This is a genomic window from Phycisphaeraceae bacterium (genome assembly GCA_019636795.1).
Classification (GTDB): domain Bacteria; phylum Planctomycetota; class Phycisphaerae; order Phycisphaerales; family UBA1924; genus JAHBWW01.
Genome location: JAHBWW010000002.1, coordinates 37,219 through 55,060, shown reverse-complemented (window position 1 = coordinate 55,060; position 17,842 = coordinate 37,219). Strand labels below are relative to the sequence as shown.

At 60.2% G+C, this 17,842-nt stretch carries 14 protein-coding genes, 1 tRNA gene and 1 pseudogene; 3 read left to right on the top strand and 13 right to left on the bottom strand.

Translation table 11 applies throughout. From position 1 onward, the window contains the following. Positions 1 to 40 precede the first annotated feature (40 nt). Positions 41 to 113: transfer RNA gene (locus tag KF757_03385), tRNA-Phe, on the top strand. Between the two features lie 169 nt (positions 114 to 282). Here the strand turns inward: KF757_03385 and KF757_03380 are convergent. The 8 genes and pseudogenes from KF757_03380 to KF757_03345 all read right to left on the bottom strand — a co-directional run bounded on the left by KF757_03380 (position 283) and on the right by KF757_03345 (position 5,815). After that, positions 283 to 1,362, bottom strand: a pseudogene (locus KF757_03380) (site-specific integrase). A gap of 17 nt (positions 1,363 to 1,379) precedes the next feature. Then, positions 1,380 to 1,679: a HigA family addiction module antidote protein gene (locus KF757_03375; protein MBX3322014.1), complete on the bottom strand. Its 300-nt coding sequence runs from the start codon at positions 1,677 to 1,679 to the stop codon at positions 1,380 to 1,382. Between the two features lie 10 nt (positions 1,680 to 1,689). Then, the gene (locus KF757_03370) at positions 1,690 to 1,971 is read right to left on the bottom strand and encodes a type II toxin-antitoxin system RelE/ParE family toxin (protein ID MBX3322013.1); all 282 of its coding nucleotides are present in this window, start codon (positions 1,969 to 1,971) and stop codon (positions 1,690 to 1,692) included. A 62-nt stretch (positions 1,972 to 2,033) separates the two neighbouring features. Then, complete coding sequence (locus tag KF757_03365) at positions 2,034 to 2,459, bottom strand: hypothetical protein (GenBank protein ID MBX3322012.1); 426 nt, start codon at positions 2,457 to 2,459, stop codon at positions 2,034 to 2,036. Positions 2,460 to 3,309: 850 nt separating this feature from the next. Further along, positions 3,310 to 3,510 carry a helix-turn-helix domain-containing protein gene (locus tag KF757_03360; protein ID MBX3322011.1) on the bottom strand — a complete coding sequence of 67 codons (201 nt, stop codon included), beginning with the start codon at positions 3,508 to 3,510 and terminating at the stop codon, positions 3,310 to 3,312. Positions 3,511 to 3,791: 281 nt separating this feature from the next. Next, positions 3,792 to 4,874 carry a hypothetical protein gene (locus KF757_03355; protein ID MBX3322010.1) on the bottom strand — a complete coding sequence of 361 codons (1,083 nt, stop codon included), beginning with the start codon at positions 4,872 to 4,874 and terminating at the stop codon, positions 3,792 to 3,794. Positions 4,875 to 4,983: 109 nt separating this feature from the next. Next, positions 4,984 to 5,145, bottom strand: a complete 162-nt coding sequence (locus KF757_03350; protein MBX3322009.1) for a hypothetical protein — start codon at positions 5,143 to 5,145, stop codon at positions 4,984 to 4,986. A gap of 19 nt (positions 5,146 to 5,164) precedes the next feature. Beyond that, on the bottom strand, positions 5,165 to 5,815 hold the full coding sequence (locus KF757_03345; protein MBX3322008.1) for a hypothetical protein: 651 nt from the start codon (positions 5,813 to 5,815) through the stop codon (positions 5,165 to 5,167). A gap of 363 nt (positions 5,816 to 6,178) precedes the next feature. On the opposite strand from KF757_03345, the gene KF757_03340 reads away from it, so the two are divergent. Further along, positions 6,179 to 6,613 (top strand): hypothetical protein, encoded by a 435-nt coding sequence (locus KF757_03340; GenBank protein MBX3322007.1) that lies wholly within the window; start codon positions 6,179 to 6,181, stop codon positions 6,611 to 6,613. 313 nt (positions 6,614 to 6,926) lie between these two features. On the opposite strand, the gene KF757_03335 is transcribed toward KF757_03340, so the two are convergent. The 4 genes from KF757_03335 to KF757_03320 all read right to left on the bottom strand — a co-directional run bounded on the left by KF757_03335 (position 6,927) and on the right by KF757_03320 (position 14,426). Next, positions 6,927 to 8,267, bottom strand: a complete 1,341-nt coding sequence (locus KF757_03335; protein ID MBX3322006.1) for an RNA-directed DNA polymerase — start codon at positions 8,265 to 8,267, stop codon at positions 6,927 to 6,929. Between the two features lie 249 nt (positions 8,268 to 8,516). Beyond that, complete coding sequence (locus tag KF757_03330; protein MBX3322005.1) at positions 8,517 to 9,197, bottom strand: winged helix-turn-helix domain-containing protein; 681 nt, start codon at positions 9,195 to 9,197, stop codon at positions 8,517 to 8,519. Beyond that, complete coding sequence (locus tag KF757_03325; GenBank protein ID MBX3322004.1) at positions 9,175 to 12,570, bottom strand: hypothetical protein; 3,396 nt, start codon at positions 12,568 to 12,570, stop codon at positions 9,175 to 9,177. The genes KF757_03330 and KF757_03325 overlap by 23 nt, the downstream gene beginning before the upstream one ends. Before the next feature lie 77 nt (positions 12,571 to 12,647). Further along, on the bottom strand, positions 12,648 to 14,426 hold the full coding sequence (locus tag KF757_03320) for a sigma-70 family RNA polymerase sigma factor (protein MBX3322003.1): 1,779 nt from the start codon (positions 14,424 to 14,426) through the stop codon (positions 12,648 to 12,650). Between the two features lie 10 nt (positions 14,427 to 14,436). Between KF757_03320 and KF757_03315 the strand changes: the two genes are divergently transcribed. After that, a complete protein-coding gene (locus KF757_03315) occupies positions 14,437 to 14,652 on the top strand; it encodes a hypothetical protein (protein ID MBX3322002.1) in 216 nt (71 codons plus the stop codon). Here the strand turns inward: KF757_03315 and KF757_03310 are convergent. Continuing rightward, on the bottom strand, positions 14,639 to 17,800 hold the full coding sequence (locus KF757_03310; protein MBX3322001.1) for a hypothetical protein: 3,162 nt from the start codon (positions 17,798 to 17,800) through the stop codon (positions 14,639 to 14,641). The two genes, KF757_03315 and KF757_03310, sit on opposite strands and share 14 nt — an antisense overlap. Positions 17,801 to 17,842: the final 42 nt, after the last annotated feature.

Here is a 17,842-nt window from a genome sequence, read left to right as displayed (position 1 = left end):
TACTCTTGTGACTCGCCCGAGGGGGCGGGTTTGACAATCCGGGCAGATAGCTCAGTTGGTAGAGCACCGCACTGAAAATGCGGGTGTCGCCGGTTCAAGTCCGGCTCTGCCCATTAGGTAGTTGTTAGGTATGTCACACACGATACCACCCACTACCAAAACCGCAGGATTTTCAGGGTTTTCCGCTTCGACGTGTGTGTCGGTGCGCGCGCTTGGGGGCGTGTGTGTTGCCGGATTTGATGCCGCCTCGATCCCGCCTGTTGCCCGTGTCCAATCCGCATCCGTGACTTGCAGGTAGTGCCCCGCCGCAATCGCCTTCGTGTTGCCGATCCACGCGCAGACAGTGTGCAAGGGGAATGTCGCTGCAAGTTCTGTTTGTCGGCTCGCCCGCAGATTGTGCCACGTCCGGGGCCATGGGGTGACACCCGCTCTCGTGATGATCCGTCGGAAGTGCGGATTCAGGTTGGACCCCACCCGATACCGCCCGATGACGTAGACCGATCCCTCGGGGGCCGCGTCGTACACCGCCTGCAAGTGCTCTCGAATCTCGGGGAAGATTGGAACATGCCGCGTTGCCCGCCCTTCGTGATGCTCAGTCTTCGATGATCGCACCGTCAGCCGATTGTGTGACCAGTCCACGTCGTTCCACGTGAGGGCCAGAGCTTCACTCGGAACCCGCAAGCCGCCGAATCTGGAAAGTGCAATCAGCAGCCGCCACTCGGCATCGGGGGCTGCGTCGATTATCTTCTGGATGACTTCCTGACTGATGAAGACAGAACGCTTCGCGTTGACTTGCGACCCCGCTTTCACGTCGTCGAATGGGTTGCGTTGCACAAGTTCGCGCTTGATTCCCCACCGCCAGAACTGCCGCGCGTACAGAACGGTTCGGCTGATCGTCGCATCGGCATACTCAGCAGCCTTCAAGCCCGCACGCCATTTCTCGGCATCGGCTCCGGCAATCTTCGAGAGTTCACGATCTTCGCCGAAGTGCTCCAGCAGAGCGGCCTCTGCCTGTTTCATGCGGACCAGCGTCGCGGGCTTCACGTCCACCCCCGCAAAGAACTTCGTCAGCATCCCGCCCAGCGTCAACGCTTCGGCCGCCTTGCGGGGTTCGCACAGCCCCAGCCTTGCGACTCGTTCATGCAGCCGATCGTCGATTGCTTCGAGCCATCGCACGCCATCGGGGTGGATCGTCGATCCGATGCGATGGGCTTCGAGCACCCGCTCGAATCCGGCCAGTGCGCTTTGGGCCGCCTTCTCGGAGCATGGGCCGAGCCTCAGGGTTTTCTGCTTGCCGCTCGCGTCGCGGAAGATGATGCGTTTGAGTTCGCCCTTCGTGCCTTCGCGTCCGATGCTTGCCATGTGCTATTCCCTTCGTTTCACGCCGCATCCATCGGCTTGACTTGCTGTTCGATGTCCCGTCCGCGTTCGTCAATTGCAGTTTCAAGGTCGTAGCGGGCCTGCAGGTTCATCCAAAACTCGGGGCTTGTACCGAAGAATCTGGCCAGCCGCAGGGCCGTATCCGCCGTGAACGCTCGCGTCCCCTTGACCAGCCGGGCGATGCGATCGGCGGGCATCCCGGTTTGCTGGGCAAGTCGATACTGCGACAGACCTAGCGGTTCGAGAAACTCCGCGTTCAGGATTTCGCCGGGATGAATGGGCTTGTGTCGCTTGGCCATTGATGAATCCTCAGTGGTAGTCCACGATTGCGACGTTGTGCGCCGCGTTGTTTTTCCACTCGAAGACGATCCGCCATTGATCGTTGATTCGGATGGAGTGCTGTCCTTTGCGTTCGCCCTTGAGCGCTTCGAGTCGGTTACCGGGCGGAATGCGCAGATCATCCAGCGTTGCCGCCGCATCGAGCATGACCAGTTTTCGCAGTGCGACACGCTGGAGTCGGGCATCCATCCGGGCGATTCGCTCGCGTCGGAACAGGGCTTCGGCGTTGCGATCGGCGAAACTGGCGATCATGAAGTGTATCATAACGCTTGGCGTTAGTGATGTCAAGAGCATTTTGTCCTCCGATTCTGGTGCTATGCGGGTCTGATCAAGCGGGTCGTGACTTCACACACCGCTTCGCCAATGCTGGCGTCGCGTGCGCGTTGCTCCCCATGCGATCTCCGCAACTGTTCTAGTCTTGCGATGCTCGCCTGATCCTGCTTAGACAATGGTGGCCGCCCGGCGAGTTTGATCCCCGCCCGTGCAGCTAGCCGCTTGACCAGCACCGCGGGGAGATTCCGCACGTTGCGGTCCGATCTCAATGACCGAGTTTCTTCCTCGACCACACGCGCCGTGATGCCCGCTGCATTCGCTAAAATGTCGAGGTTTGGCCCCCTCACGCCAGCCTGTTCGAGCAGCCTCCGTACGTCTGGCGGCTCCGTCTGACCAAAGTCACCTGCTTCCTTGCGATCCAACCGCAACCGCGTTCCGTGGTCTGCCTGTCCAACCCATCCACCCATCCCAGCGCCAGCGCGTGCATCCTCACCAACTCCGTTGGGCGGCTTTGCGATCGTGTGCGTTGTGGATGGTTCGTCTGGTTGTTCATCTGGGAGATGGATGGATGGTTCCCCTGAACGCCGTTCAGGGTTTTGTGTCGTTGCGTTCAGGGTTGTTGGCCTCGCGGTTCCGGGTTTGATGTTGTGAGGCACAGGGGTCAACCCTGAATCCCGTTCAGGGTTGACCTCAGCCTTGTCGAAGCAGACGATCCGATACCGGTTCGTCTTGCCGCGGCCACCCATCGATGTGCCAACGACCTCCAGCAGTCCGCGCTCCACGAGACGCTTCAGAACTTTTCTGAGTCCACGCTCAGTCAGCCCAGCCATCTTTGCCCAGGACTCCACAGAAGGCCAAAGCTCTCCATCCTTGTTTGCCCAACGCAATGCGGCGAGCAATACAGCTCGTTCCGCAGGACTGCGCGTGAGGGTGTTGGCCACTTGGTCCATGCGCTGCCATGGGTTCATGCAGCACCCCCATTCGTTCGCAAAGCGCGAGCACGTCTCGCCGCGACTACCGCTTGATGTGCGTTGGGTATCGGGAATCGCTGATCGCATTCGACCGGATGCCATTGAACGTGTAGCACGCCCCGGCCGAGTGATGCTGACATATGGCGGATCCCTGTGTCCGCTGTCATCTCGGAATCGAATGCTTCGAAATGGGAACCGCTCTGCGCGGACTCAATGAATTGCTTGCGTGTATGATGTGGAGTAGTAGTCCATTTCTCGACTTCGACGCCAGCCCCGCCCGCCAGCGGGGCCGCGTCGTTTCTCGGAGGTGGGTCGGGCGGCCTGTAAGCGAATGTGCCGTTGGCGGTCATTCTGTCACCTCCTTCCGAGTCGCGATGAGCTGGCGGAGGTCTTCGACGTCGTAGAGGCGTCGCATGCCGATTTTCAGACTCGGCAGTTCGCCGCGGAGACGGAGGTTGTCGATCGTCCCGGGCGATACTGAAAGGAGTTTGGCCGCCTCACGACGGTCAACCAGCAGCGGGGGAATGGTGGGATGCTCATTTCTCACTGAACACCCCCTTTCTCCGGTGGAGCCGATTCGCGCAGCCGAGCAAGCACGATCCGCTCCACTTCCTCAGGGTCAAATAGCAGCACACTTCCCGCGCGCAGATGCGGGATGCGGCCCGCTTCGGCTTCTTCTCGCAGCCACTTAGCCGGAACGCGCAACCGGCGGGCCATTGCTCCCAAGTACATTGGCTTTATGTTTTCGTGAGACATGCCCCAACGAAAGGGATTGGTCGCTTCTGCCGTGGGTATTTTGCGCGGCAATAAGGGGGCATTAGCGGGGCATTAGTGGGGCGTCGGCGCGGTTGCACGTCGCAGCGCTTCCACCCCAGCGGGCAGGATCGCCACGCCCGTTCGACCACCCTTCGGAAAGTCCACCAGCGGGGGCGTTCTGTCGGCCAACTTTCGAAGGCGACTCGCCACCGCCTTTCGGTCTTGCGGTCCATTGTCAGGAAGCACGTCGGAAATCTTCCGACGCATATTCGGTATTCGATTGAGAAACTCCAGCAGCGCCAGGTCGTGTTCGTCGATCACGTAAGCCCCATCGTGAAGGGGTGGGGACGTGGGTTGCTCTGCGTTCATCTCTTTGTTTGCGGCCTCAGATTCGCCACATGCACATTCAGCCGGATCAGCTGTACCCTCGGTGATCCCAGATGCCTCATCCCCCTCGCGCAAGACCGCGAATTCTCGTTTGGTCTCTTGGTCGGGACTTGCGTCCTTGCGCAGCATTTCAGCTGGGACCTTCGTAATCACCTGCGCTATTCGCCCTTCGTCTTTACTTTCCTCGTCGTCATTTGCTTCCAGACTCAATTTCGGTCGGAGCACATCGACCGCACCTTCCACAATTTCTGGCCATCGACCCTCGCCGTCGTCGAAGCCAGCATTTATGGATGCGAATCCTCGGCCTAGTTGCTCTCCTATCTGGCCTTTCGGTAACGTCGCCAAGTCGATCTTGTCTCCCAGATATTCGTGAACATCCCGGTCTATCACCAGGGCGACGAGGAGCACAACTTTCGCGGCTTCCAGACGCTCGGTATCGCGATCGCTCCAACCCTCAATTTTTCCCCATCTCGGATCGATGTGAAACAAGTCAATCAGTGCTGCCGAAAGCCGCCAGACCTCAGCGGGTTTGCCAAGCTCAGTGCCGCAAATCTGCATCGCTGACCATCGGTGTGAGTGATCCGCACTGCGGTCGGCATCAACTGCTTCCCGACGCTGACGGACGGCCTCTTCGGAATACTCGGTATTGAACCAGTCAATTGCAGCCTGCCCTTCGGGTGTTGCCAGCAGATCGCGTGCGACCTCGCACGCGCGATGCAGTACCTGGATCCACTTGCGCCTGCGTTGATCAACACTCATATCAGTCATTGCTTCACCTTCATTGCCTCGGGCCGGAAGGTCTGGGCAAATCGAGAGGCGAGTGCCGCCGTCCAGACCGTTCCGTTCAACGAGCGATGAATCCCGACGACACCCGTGTTCAGGCATCGTATTGCGGGTCAATCTCGAAGGACAAAGAGCATTGAGGGAGCGTCGCCCACTGGTGTTCCAGGTCTTCGCGGATACAGCGGCGGAGCGCTGTGAGTTCTCGCCGCAGCTCTGCCAATTCAGCCGACCGCTCGCCGTGTTTGAGCGCGTTCATGCAGCTCCTGGCCTTGCCCTCAGCCGACTTCGGCCCGGTCGAGTGCTCCCAAGGCCGCCGGCTCAGGGCAGCATTCCGCAAGGACGCGCGCCCCTGAGGACTCAAGCGATACGGGCGACGCGGCTTGCCCGGCATCGCATCCTTGTTCGTTCGTCGTGTTTTTCGTTCCATGACTGTCCCCGTTGAGCACGACCTGCTGCGAGGCGAAGTTCGCCTGCTGAATGGCGGTGATGGTGTCGCCTTGCTTGGCCGGTCGGCGATAGTCGGTCAAGGTCAGCATCAGTCGGCGGTACGTGTTGCTCGCCCGCTCGGCGTGCTCGTTGAGGATGCGGATGTGGTCGAGATCGCTGGCTGACGTAGCCATCATGGTCAGCCGCACCGTGCGAGCATGAGCCATGAGCATCTGCGAGACAAGCAGTTCTTCAGCCGGGTCGCGAGGCTGCATCCGCTCGAAAAAGTCTTCAACAAACCGCAGAGTTGTGGTGTGCAGGCAGGGGCCTGGTGTGGGAGCGGTGCCAAAGAGAATGTCGTGCAGGAGCATCGACGTCATGAAGTCGACGACAACCTGTCGTGCACCTTTGGCATCGGTCTCCGGGTTGGTTGACATGCGAAATGCCGGCCGAGACCGAGCTTCGCCGCGCTTGCTTCCCGATGTTGAACGCCCGACCATGGCAGAATCCTCCGAGCACGCGAGCCGGAGGTATGGTACCACACGTCAGGGTTTCGTGCGGATGATCTTGATTGGGCTGAACACGTTTATCTCGATCAGGAAACTTGTTCAAACCCCGCCCAGAGCGCTAGATTTTGTTGGATCGGTCCCTCTCAGCCTAATGTGTCCCTCCGACCCTCGCCGCCTCGTGGCCGAGGGTTTCGAGCATGAGCATGAGGTCGAGTGCGTCGATTAGGCTGCTGGCATTGGGGTTGGTCGTCGGAACTCATTGGGCTTCGGGTGGAAGAAGGTGTGCAACGCTTGGCCTCAACATGAGGGCGTTCGGGCAATCGGCTGCGTCAACACGGCCGCCCGCTCGACGCGTTGCGTTCGCTGGTGGTCGATGCGCCGTGCCTGGATGACTCGGGCATCGAGGTCATCACGCGACCAGGCTTGCACCTGAGCCGGCTCATGAAGCTGTGGGTCCGCTGGTCGGAGGTCACCGACGAGGGCGTTCGGATGCTCTGCGAGCCCGAAGCGATGCCGATCCTCAACGACCTGAAACTCCGTCGCAACAGGCTCTCCGGCGACTCACTCCGTCTACTGCTCAGTCGCGGCACGGGCCTCTGCCATCTCGTCAGGCTCTGCGTCGCACAGAACTATCTCGGCCCCACCGCGACCGAGTTCCTGCGGCACGAGGACTCGGCGCTCATAAACCTTGAGGCCCTGAACCTCGGCTTCTGCGGCCTCAATCACCGGGCATTGATGGACCAGGCGCACAGCGAACGGGCCCTCCCAAGCCTGCACCGCATCGGCTAGGCCGGGAATGAAACCTCGGACGAGGACCTGGGCCTGCTTCGCGGCCTCGGGCACACCGTTGGTGAAGCGAATCACGCACTTGGATGTGAGCGACTCGCCGCGGGTCAGCGACGAGATGTTCGATCTGCTGGAGGGGCCCGGCCAGAACCTGACAGCGCTCACCCGCTTTTCAATGCGTCGAAACTATCTGACGGACCATGTGCTTCGGGGATGTTGTTTCCGGACACATTCACCGCGCTGCGAATCCTGGATCGCCGCGGCACGCATGTGGACACGATCGAACTCCATTTCGCTACGTCGCACCCGAACAGCCCTAAGCAGGGGAGAAGCCGAGCCCATCCCGATCCATGAGTGAAGCCACCGCGCTCACGGGCGGAGGAACGGGACGCACAACTGGTTGATAGAACGTAACCCCATTCGCCCGCATCCAGGCCCAGTTGGGGTCTGCGGCAATGTGGTCGCCACCACCCTTGGTCGCACGCCACCCCTTCAGCCTGGCCTCGTAGCTCACCAGCCACTGCTCGCCGTACAGCTCTGAAGTGGCCATGAAGTCCTCCCAAGCTGTCGGCGGTATTGGGCCAGGGAGCAAGCATTGGGCCTCTGCGTCGAGCAAAAGCATCGCGACGACCGAGTCGTCCATGGTTCTGGCCGCGTCCGTGGCGTCTACAGATAGCCGCAGGCCAAACGCCAATGTGGCCCACAGCGCCCAAGCGACGTCGTTCCCGTGCCCTTGGGGTGCGTGACGAACGATTTGCCTTTCGATGACGGTGGAGAGGGCTGCGGTATCCAGAACCATCCCGAGGGCCTGAAACCGGATAAGTTGGCTGAGCGCTTCAGGCATGACGCCGGGCTCAGCGAGTACCGCCTGGTGGAGGAACCTCTCGTGAATCTGCCAGTTGCTCGGGTCGATGCGGATCGGGCGGAGCCGAGACATCGAGTACTTCACTACGGCGCCATCCGGGTACTCCGCAGCTGTACGGAGTACGAGGTCATAGAAAGCCAACAGGTCAAACTTCTGCGAGCTCGCGCCGCGACGGAAGCGGAAGCGTCTGAGGGCGTGAATCCACGGTTCCGCAAAGGGGCTTGGCTGCTCAATGACCTTGGTCTTCTTGGGGTTCAGCGACAGCTCGTATGTGGTCAGACTCCGCTGTAACACGCCGAGCAACCATTCCGCTGAAGACCGGTCGGGTGAGCTCATCTCTATGTCATCGATCTGGCGACAGGCTCGCGTGCCCGGGGCACTCCGGAGTACGTCTTGGTCAACCGCTGAAAGGACGATCTCTGCGAGCACGAGGGAGGTGTCGGGCCCGATCGGCACGCCGATGGTCTGCCCGTCCTGCATGTTCCTGGCACATTCATCAAGCACATTGCCAAAGAGGGTGCGGCCATGATTTGCTTTCCCAACCGGCTTGGTGTGGAGGGCCCAGGGCAGAGAGTGGGTGTAGAGCGAGCCGTAGAACTGACTGACGTCGCTGCGCACGACATAGGGGGCAAGGGCGCGGATGGCGTGCCGTGCGGTCTCCATGTCGTCAAACATCGCCGTTGGAACAACGGCCCTCGTCACGCCTGCGGCCGTGGGTTTGCTGACCGAATACGTCGAAGCGTTGATGTGAGCTGCGATCGCCGCCCAGTTGGTCACGATTGCCTCGGTCATGCGGTGGAAGTGGACTGGATTCGGGATCGCGAGTTTGCGTCTCAGCGAACCGGCTCTCGCCAGATTGTGGATGCAAAGCTTGGAAGTCTTCGGCGTTGGTTTCGGCGGCGGTCCGTGCGCAGCTACCGCAGCGGCAAACGTTGTGGTGGAGAACGGAGGCGGCAACTCCCTCGGAAAGAAGCCACGCGCCAGGAAGTCGTCAACTGTGGGCAACTGAGATCTCCAGTGATTGGGCCAGTTAGACGCCGGTCAAACGGAGGCGGACAAAGCGCGTTGGCCCATGTCCGTCATCTCCCATACCCCACGCGGCGAGTCGCCCTTCAACAACCCCTCTTTCACCATAGCGTTCCTCGCCCACTGGGCGGCATTCCGCCATCGTGGATTGTCGGGGCCGGAGGCGAGGGGCTCGAAGTCCACGGACTGGAGCTTGGGCTTCATGATCTGGCCGACCTTCTCCAGCACGTCGGCGGCCTTGCATGAGCCGCCCATGCTCTGGAGGACACGGAGGATGGGCTCGCGGTACGCGGCCTCGGGAGTCCGCAGGCCGTTGCGGAGCCGGCCGAGATTACAACGCTCCGCCTTGGTCTCTTCATCCTCTTCCTGCTCGGCGATGGCGGCGATGGTCTGCCATTCCGCCCGCAGTGCGGATACCTTGTCGCGGAATGCGAGCAGAACTCCGGCGCGGGCAAGGGCCTCTTTGGCTCGGGCGTAGTCACGGCCCTCGAACGACCGGGAGCCGACGGTATTCACGAAATCGACCTCGGCTTCGACCTCCTCCAGGAGGGCCTCAAAAGCGGTTGAGACGTCTTGTGGTTGTTCTGAATCATGGTGTCCTGCTTGGGAGATACTGACGACTTGCACGTCTCGACGTTCTTGATGCCGCGCCGACCGATTACGCGCCGCCGATTCACTCTGATGCTTCTTCGCCATCGTCACGCTCAGTGTTTCGGATTCCCGCATCAAAGCCAAGGACAGTGTCAATCTCGTCAGGCGGAATATCATATAACTGACCAAGGCGACGATCGATGGCATCGATAAGGGACCGAGACTTCACACACGCGAACTCGGCGTACTCGATGGTGTCTCCACTCTTTGTATGAATAGTCTTCTTCTCTGCATTGGAAGCGATGTCCTTCTGCAGCGCCTTACCCAAGGACGTTAGGTCAGGGTCGTCAAGGAACGCAGTCGTTGTGGGAAAACTGGCCGCAACAGTGTCGCTAAGGTGGAAACAGTCGCTGAACGTCACGTAGTACAAGTAGAAGAGCGAGCTGTTCATGATGGCCATCGCGGCGTAAGCCCTCGGTTCAGACGAGAATGACATGGATCTCCCGTGCGCTGGCGCTCCGCGCTTGCCATTCTTCTTGTAGTACGGCACGCCAACTGATGCCTTTACCCAGTACTGGGTAGCTTCCTGATAGAAGACAAATGGCGCATCTGGCCGTTTCGAGACATGGTGTCCCAGGCCGAGTGCCGAGGTACGGTGAAGTCGTCGGAGAACATCGAGGTGGGATGGACCGGATATCTTTGGAAAGCACTCGATGACACCGAAGGAGTTGGGTGTCTCGACGTACTGCACTTGAGGAAAAAGTGTCGGTCTGCTGCTCGTCGGCCAGCGGTGGTAGCGGGTAACGAAGACCCTCGCTGAAGACTCCGCGTTGGTGCGTTCCGCGATGAAGATGGTGCTTCGGCAGTGCTGCAGCCCGTCGAACAGCTTGCCTGGTCGATCATCAAAGGTCGCAGTCCACAGCATCGATGCTGACCTCTTAAGCAATCGCCGAGCGGATTGCATGCGGCTGGACGACACGAGCGGTAGCTGAACGATGAAGCTGATACGGCCCCGATCACGTAAGAGCCCGATGCACCTCTCCGTACACAGGGCATGAAGGTTGCCGCACTTCTCGGTCTGATAGCCGCGTACCTCATACACCTTGCGCACTTTGGCGTACTCGATCCACGGTGGGTTGCCCACTATCACGCTGAAGCCGCCTGAGGACATGATTCCGTAGAAGTCCACGAGCCAGTGGAAGGGCTCGTGATTCTTCTGCCACGCGGCAAAGACCCGAGACTTCGCGGGGTCGATTCCATACTCAGAAGCGAGATACTTGTCGAGTTCGTCGTTGAGGGACTGGAGGGCAGCCCGCACACCTGCCTTGGCTGCCGACAGCGCCTTGGAGTCAGTGGTCAAAGAGGTCTGCATCTGCCGAAACAAAGTGAACTGCTCGGCGGCCTGAACGGCCTGGGTCTCGATGCGGGCGATCTCCTTGCCGAAATCAAAGCGACCTTCCATGGACTTCCGGACTGCATCCAGTGTGGCAAACCCAACGAGCGTGTTGCCCGCGCGGATATTGAAGTCGATGTCCGGCAATGGCTCGATCTTCTCGATCGCACCCTCTTCAACCTGGGCTACGAGCTTCAAGAAGAGCCGCAGTTTGCAGATCTCGCACGCCTCCTCCATGATGTCGACGCCGTAGAGATTGTTGACAATGATCGACTTCAGGATGAAGTAGCGGCGGTTCGGGTGATCCGCCACGCGGTCCAGAATCCGCTTGAAGTCCGCGAACGTGTCCGGAGCGGGCGCCCGTCCCTTGCCCTCGGCGGCCGCGGCCGTGTCACGCGCGAGGGAATCGAGAAAACCGCCCATTCGGTCGAGGCACGCTTCGTAGAGAGGCTCCAGAATGCTGAGCGCCGCGAAGAGGAATGCTCCCGAGCCACACGTGGGGTCGAGGACGGTGACCGACTCCACGGCCTTCCAAACGGCCCGGAGCAGGTCCGGCCCCTCGCTCTGGTCGATGACATCGCCGGCGAACTGGCGAATGTCGAGATTGAGCGTCACAAGGTCGTTGACGGTGGAAACCTCACCCGCAGCCAGCTTGCGGCGGAGTTCCAGGCACCGCTCTCGACGGGCGACATGCTCACGCCAGGTCTCCGTCGGCAAACCGAACGGCTCCGCTGCGGGCTTGTTCCAGCCGGCGCGCTTGGGGATGTCGGTAATGCCAGCCGCGATCTCCTTTGGCAGAGAGATGACAGCGCCAGCATCATCGATGACGCCGCGGCGGACGGGCTCGTAGAAGTAGCGGTCGGGGTCGGTCTGGAGGAGCCGCCACACGGAGCCGCCGCCGTTCGGAGCGTTGGGCGGGACGAACGCGATGGTGCAGTTGGCCGCGGCCTGGTCGAGGATGAAGGGGATGATCGTGTTCTGGGAGATGTACCCGGTGATGTCTTCCTTGGTGTAGTACGCCCCCATCTGCTTCTGGTTGATGTACTTCTCGAAGATGTAACCGAGAACATCGGGGTTGATCTCGTTGTTGTCGCGAAGCGGGCGCTCGTCAAGATGCCAGCGGTACTCGTCGAAGAACTTGAAGAGCTGCTCGAACGCCTTGTCGGGGATCTCGATGTCGGTGTACCGCTCCTCAATCTCGTGGATGTCGAAGAGTCCACCGTTGAGATAGGGGATGCGTCCGATGAGGGCGTCGAGGTCTTTCGACCGCTGAGCGGGCTTCGTGCTCAGACCCTCGTGGAACAGCCGGAGCAGGAAGTGCTGGTAAAAGGTCCAGAATTTGTCCTTGCCCTTGGTGGTCTGGAGTTTGGCGAGGCGGTTGCGGAGGTAGTCGGTGTCGCCGTCGAGCAGCCCCTTCTTTTGGATGAAGTAACAGAACATCAAGCGGTTGAGCATCACCGAGGCGTACCAGTCGCGGTCGGCCACGACTTTGATGCCGGCAATGAACTTGTGAAAGGCCGCGTGCTCCTTCTGGAACCGCTCGAAGAACTTCTTTGTGACCTTCTCGACATCAAAGGCGACCGCCACGCGTGCCCGGACATCCGGTAGGGTTGTGGCGTCGTCCTCCTCAAACGCGATCGCCATCGTCGGGAGCACACGCTGGAGAATCTGGCCGGTCGTCTGCCCCTTGAACCAGTCGTAGGAGCGCTGGCTGGCAGGCTTGCCGGGCACGCGGCGAACCCACATCCAGACCTGATGGCGGCGGTCCTTGTCCGCGAAGATGAGTAGATGCTCGTGGGCGGTCTTGGCGAGCGACCGCTCGATCGCATCGCGGGTGGCCCGGTCGGGCACGCGGCCGCGAGTGTTGGGCGAGCACAGGAAAACTGCGAAGCCCTTCTTCTCGGCGATGGCGGAGAGAGTGAATGTCGTTCCCGCGATGGGGATATCTATCGTGTGGTCGTGCCGGTCCCATCCCAAGTGCTCGCGAAACAGTGCCGGGAAGTCGTGAGCGTTGAGGAGCACGCGAGCGGCCGCTGGATCGAGGACGGGGGTTGATGCTCGCATGGTGGGGATATCCCTGCTCATTGGGTCGTTCCAAACAACGGGGGTTAAACCGGGACCGCAATACGTACGGTCGCGGACGGAGGGGTCGGCTTGGGGGGCTACTTGCTGCGATGCGCAGCGCCGGCAAGCTTCCAACGAAGATCAGGGCCGCGCTCGACTTCGCCGGAGCGAGCGAGATGGTGGAGGGTCGTGCGTATTCGCGTGCCTGAAAGGCGCAGAGTCATGATAATCTCAGAAACCAGAGCTCCCCCGTAAGGAGTTGCTTCGGCGACTGCTCGCTTCACATGTTGAATGTCTGGAGATGGCTGCGGCGATGAACTTTCGATCTGCTCCAGGACTGGGTCAGAGCGCATCCTACCGCCCTCGCTCTGCAAGGACACCCCAGTCGAAGCAGCAGTTTGCTTCGTCTCGGCGTTCGCATTGATGACCGCAGGTGCATTCAGTCGCGCCGCCAGCGCTCTCGTGGGTCGCTGAACGAACGCTGGGAGATTCGGCTGACGTGGTGTCGACTCCGTCTGGAAAGTGGCAGCGGTCTGCGGCGAGGTCACGGCGTGACGTCGGTGATTGGCCTTGTCAGGCAGACAATGACTACGAGCTAGAGGATGCCGGTAAGTTGCTTCCGGTTCGGTTGGCTCATCGAAGCAGGACCGAAGATCCTTTAGGGTTCGCATCAGAACTTGGCGCACTCGCTCCTTTGTCAGGCCATGAGCGTTCCCTATTTCTGCCAAAGTTGACTCCTGCCCGCTTCCATCAAGGCCGAACCGCTTCCGCAGTATTGCGGCATCGCGTGCTGGCAACGTGGCGAGAACTAATGGGATGCGGGCGATGCGCTCATCATGGATCATCTTTTCAATAGGCGTCGGATCTGGGTCAGGACGCTGCTCCAGCATCCTCCTGTAGGGGTGCTTCGGGTCATCTAGGGTGTCAATGTGGCGTATCGCTCGGAAGAAGCTCGCACTCTGGGTCGTCCTTCGGTAGGTCAGCACCTCAAGGAAACGCGAGGCTCTCCACTCTCCGGATTGTGCGGCCAGTCGGTCGGCTCGTCGCTCACACTGGCGGTAGATGGCAAATCGACCACTGCGACACTTGACGATGTCAGTCATTGCAGGCGAAGCACGCCCGATCCACTGCATCAAGGCTCGGGATGCGTAAGTAGAGAACTGGGCACCGTGGTCGGGGTTGAACTTCTGCGCCGCCTTTCGTAGCGCGAAGAACCCGATCTGTGCGGCATCCTCATGGTCCAAGCGGTGCGGCGCAAACCTCTTTGCCGCCCATGGCAGCAGCGGCAGGTGAATGGTCAGGAAGGCGTTGAGATCGTTGTCAGATCCGGTCTCCGTCCACTTCCGATGCAACGCCGCGCTAAGCGCCCGCCACCGCGCACCGCTGAAGAATGTCGAGAACTCCGCATCGTTGTCGAACGACCCCTTCATCCGAGCGGAAACATCGGTGAGGCTTGTCGAGTCCTCATGCTCGAATGCGATAGCGAGGGATCGAATCCGGGCCACAACGCCGTCGGGCGGAATTCGACTTGTAAACGGGTGTTCCCGGTGTCGCAAGCGTTTGCCTGAGGGTCCAGTCGCGGCCCACTGCCAGCACTGTTGGCCGAGTTGTTTGGAGTAGTAGATGACGAGGTGCTCGGCCGCGTGAAGTACGACCTGGGACTCGACGGTCCGCAGCAACTTGCGGTCGACGAGTTGTTCGGCGGTCAGTTCACAGACAAACACCTGTAATCCGCGCTTGTGTGAAACACGCCTAACCGAGATCGGTGTCCCGTTGGCTTGAATGGCAAGTTCGCCCGACGCGGCGTCCCACCCTAGCTCTTCGATAAAGAGCAGGCGAAAGTCGTGCCGGGCAAGATGGTCGCGGATTGACTGCAACGACTTATCCTTGAACGAGTCCGAGCGAGCAAATCAATCGGGGCTGGAGATCGCGGCGCTGGTCTTCGGGTACAGTCAGCCGACCCTCAGCGCGCATCGCTACAACGAGCAGCGCGAGGTCTTCATCGCTGATACCACTCTTGAGCTGGCGATTCAGCGTCTCGGTTGCTACGGGTCGAAGAGGCGACCGGTACACGTCCTCGATGGCCCGCTTAAGTTCGTCTAACGAAGAGTGTGCCCGATTGTTCCTGTACCCATCGATTCAGTCGGTCGTACACACGAAAGCGTGCTCCCGAGCGTCCGCCGAGCTGACCACCAATCCGCTTTTGCTCGGTGAGCAGGTGAGCGGCTCCAACTGCAACAACTTGGTGGTGCCAATCGCCGCGTGGAGCCGGCGACGTCTGCGGATCACACGCCGCAGCATCGAGGATTGACCGCTGCGACATACTCACGATCTTGCCGTCGGTGTTCAATCGCGCTAAGGCGTCAATGTCGTCGCCGGTACGGATGTAGACGATCGCGCCAGGCCCCATTAAATCCGATGGAAACGTCTTCGCGGTGTAGACGACGTCCGGCAGCGACGGGATGATTCGCTCAAGTGATGGATCTTGCTCTTTGGCGTCCTTCCAGATGCCATACGCGTACGATGCCAGGTCTGTCTCACCGCCATCGGCATCATTCAATACGCCTGACCGCTCGTTGTAGAGATCGCGAATCACGGTCTCGGGGGCTTCGTCCTCGAAGAATGCCTCGTCAGTTCCGACGACTTCCGCGTTCTGACGCAATCGGGCACGAATGCGCGTTCTCAGACGGATGATTGTGTCCACGCCCTCGGCCGGGAGGAAGCTGTAGCAGAGGATGATCGGCGACTGCTGGCCAATTCGGTCTACGCGCCCAGCACGCTGGATGAGCCGGATGATGGCCCAAGGCAGGTCGTAGTTCACGACAACGTGCGCGTCTTGCAGATTCTGGCCCTCGCTTAGCACATCGGTAGCAATGAGGATGCGTAGTTCGGAGCCATCATGGCCAGGACGCCGCTGGTTGCTGCGTGGGCTGAAGCGATAGGCAAGGGACGTAGGGTCATCTGAACTGTTGCCCGTGGCCGCAGAGACATCGGCGATGCCACGTCGAGAGAGCTCTCGCACGAGGTAGTCCGCTGTGTCGGCATACTGCGTGAACACGAGCACTTTCTCGGTGGCATGTGTGGTCCGAAGCAACTCGAAGAGTGCGTTCAGTTTGGCATCACTTGTGTGCTGCCACGGGCCAACCTCGTCGCAGATTGCGAGCAAGCGGTCACTGTCTTGGCGGAGATGCTCCTTGAGGTCTTCGGTGAAGATCGATGAGGGGAGCCAACGAAACCGAGAGGCATACCGATCGCGATAAAGGGCGTACAGCTCCGCCGCCTTTGCCCGGATGAAGTCGCGAGTCGGATGCCTGGGCTCTGAGTCCATCGGTTCAGTCTCGACAGGCTCATCGTCGTCCGTGCCGAAGAGCGAGGGTTCTGCGTCGCCATCGGATTGCGACGGGTCGAACTCGCCAAAGTCCGACTTGCCGATTGGAATTGGAAGTCCGTTGTCGAGAGCGTGCTGAGCGAGGGCGTTGCGCAGGATGTGACGCTCCAGGGACAAGATGAATGAGCCACCACTGCTTTCGAGGCGCTTGAACAGGCCCACCCGGCAGAATCCCATCATTCGCTGCCCGGCCCGCGATAGCCCGTCAATCGAGCGCTGCTCGTCGGCCGTTAGCCCCTGCGGAAGAGGGTCGGCGAGGTAGTTTTTGAGACCGTATCGAGGTAGGTGGAGCGTACTCAGTGCCTGGACCACACCTGGTGAGTAGAGCGTGGCGTACTGATCGGTCGAGTCGTTCTCGCGGCACTCAAACTTGACCACCTTTGGAACACGGTCGGGGAAGTAGTTTCGAGTACCATCGGCCAAGGTCAGATACTCACGACCAGCGTCCGTATCGAGCTGCGCGTAATGCTGACGTATGAAGCTTCGTGTGCGGCGCACCAGGTACATCTGCATGAGCTGGCGCCAGTCGTCAGCGTGGACGCTTTTCTCGAATCCGTCCAATGTGTTCGGCCTGCACTGATGGCGACGGATGAACTCCGTCTCTCCGATTTCCTGGACATACCGTTCGGGCTGACATGGGAGCGCCTGGTCCGGTTCAACAAAGAGGCGAAGCTGGCTGGCTAGGTCCGAGTATGACTTGTTGTAAGGAGTCGCAGAGAGCATGATGACTTTGGCCTCGTTCTGGGCCAGGTATTCTCGAATCGCGAGGTAGCGGCTTCCCTGGCGATTCCGAAGATTGTGGCTCTCATCGATGATGACAAGTCGGTGCCGACGAAGCTCAGGAAGCAGTTGCTGTGTCTGACCAATCGATACGATAGTCGCACGCAGTCCGAACCGTTGCCGGTAGTCATCCCACATGCGGCGCAGCTTTGGGGGGCAGAGGATAAGAGTCTCGACTCCGAGGTCGTCTTCGAGCATTCTGGCCAACGCAGACGCCATCATGGTCTTACCCAGACCGACAACGTCTCCAAGGATCACTCCCCCGCGACGATTCAGATGCTGGGCCGCGAGTTGAACGGCTTTCGCCTGGTACTCAAACAGCAAGCCACGGAATGCTGCGGGGAGGTTGAACAGCGTGGCACCTTCCCGTGCTTCGCGGCACAGGTGGTAGGCGATCTTCACGTAGAGTAGATATGGCGACAACTGCTTTTCGGTCGCCCAGCTCTGGTCGATTATATCGGCGAGTTCGTTGCTTATATCGATGCAGAACCGGTCGCTCCATCGGTCTTCGAACCACTTCGCAAGCTTGACGCACGCATCGTGGTCAAGGACATCTACGTTGAGTTCGCCTTGTTTTAAGAGGCCAGGCATAGTCAGATTGCTGGATCCCAGGAAGCCAATAGACGGGCTGGTGGGATCGGATCGAAAGCACAGATAGAGTTTCGCGTGGAGCGGATGCCGGAGGAAGAGTTTTGTTCTGACGCGACGGGACCGAAGCTGGCCAGCGAGGCGGCGGAGACCGAGTTCATCCTCGTTGGACGGCACGCCGCTCGCCAGTTGCCGGCGAAACTCCTCGGCGATCTGCTTGTGGAGCGACCTGGCAGTGGCTTGGTCAACCACTTCGTCAACAGGGGTCGGCGAGTGAAGCAGGCGAATAGCCTCTTCAGGCGTGCGATGCATACCCACTAAGAGCCGGCAGCAGTTGTCATCACTTCCTGTCCAGTGGTCGATCTGGCCGTCTAGCAACTTCCATCCACGCATGTTGAAGTACCCGACGCAGAAGTCGGCTCGCGATGCAGTGGCGACTGCCTCTTGAAGGCCGTCACCAAGACGGGTTTCGATGTTGTCGAAGATGCGCGGCATAATTGGTACTCCGAAATCTGTCGCGTGTTGGGGTTCGTCGCA

Excerpts from the sequence above, each read along its gene's own strand:
- KF757_03310 (MBX3322001.1), bottom strand. The coding sequence starts at position 17,800 with ATGCCGCGCATCTTCGACAACATCGAAACCCGTCTTGGTGACGGCCTT.
- KF757_03355 (MBX3322010.1), bottom strand. The coding sequence starts at position 4,874 with ATGACTGATATGAGTGTTGATCAACGCAGGCGCAAGTGGATCCAGGTA.
- KF757_03325 (MBX3322004.1), bottom strand. The coding sequence starts at position 12,570 with ATGAGCAGGGATATCCCCACCATGCGAGCATCAACCCCCGTCCTCGAT.
- KF757_03375 (MBX3322014.1), bottom strand. The coding sequence starts at position 1,679 with ATGGCCAAGCGACACAAGCCCATTCATCCCGGCGAAATCCTGAACGCG.
- KF757_03350 (MBX3322009.1), bottom strand. The coding sequence starts at position 5,145 with ATGAACGCGCTCAAACACGGCGAGCGGTCGGCTGAATTGGCAGAGCTG.
- KF757_03335 (MBX3322006.1), bottom strand. The coding sequence starts at position 8,267 with ATGACCGAGGCAATCGTGACCAACTGGGCGGCGATCGCAGCTCACATC.
- KF757_03345 (MBX3322008.1), bottom strand. The coding sequence starts at position 5,815 with ATGGTCGGGCGTTCAACATCGGGAAGCAAGCGCGGCGAAGCTCGGTCT.
- KF757_03365 (MBX3322012.1), bottom strand. The coding sequence starts at position 2,459 with ATGGGTGGATGGGTTGGACAGGCAGACCACGGAACGCGGTTGCGGTTG.
- KF757_03370 (MBX3322013.1), bottom strand. The coding sequence starts at position 1,971 with ATGATCGCCAGTTTCGCCGATCGCAACGCCGAAGCCCTGTTCCGACGC.
- KF757_03330 (MBX3322005.1), bottom strand. The coding sequence starts at position 9,197 with ATGGCGAAGAAGCATCAGAGTGAATCGGCGGCGCGTAATCGGTCGGCG.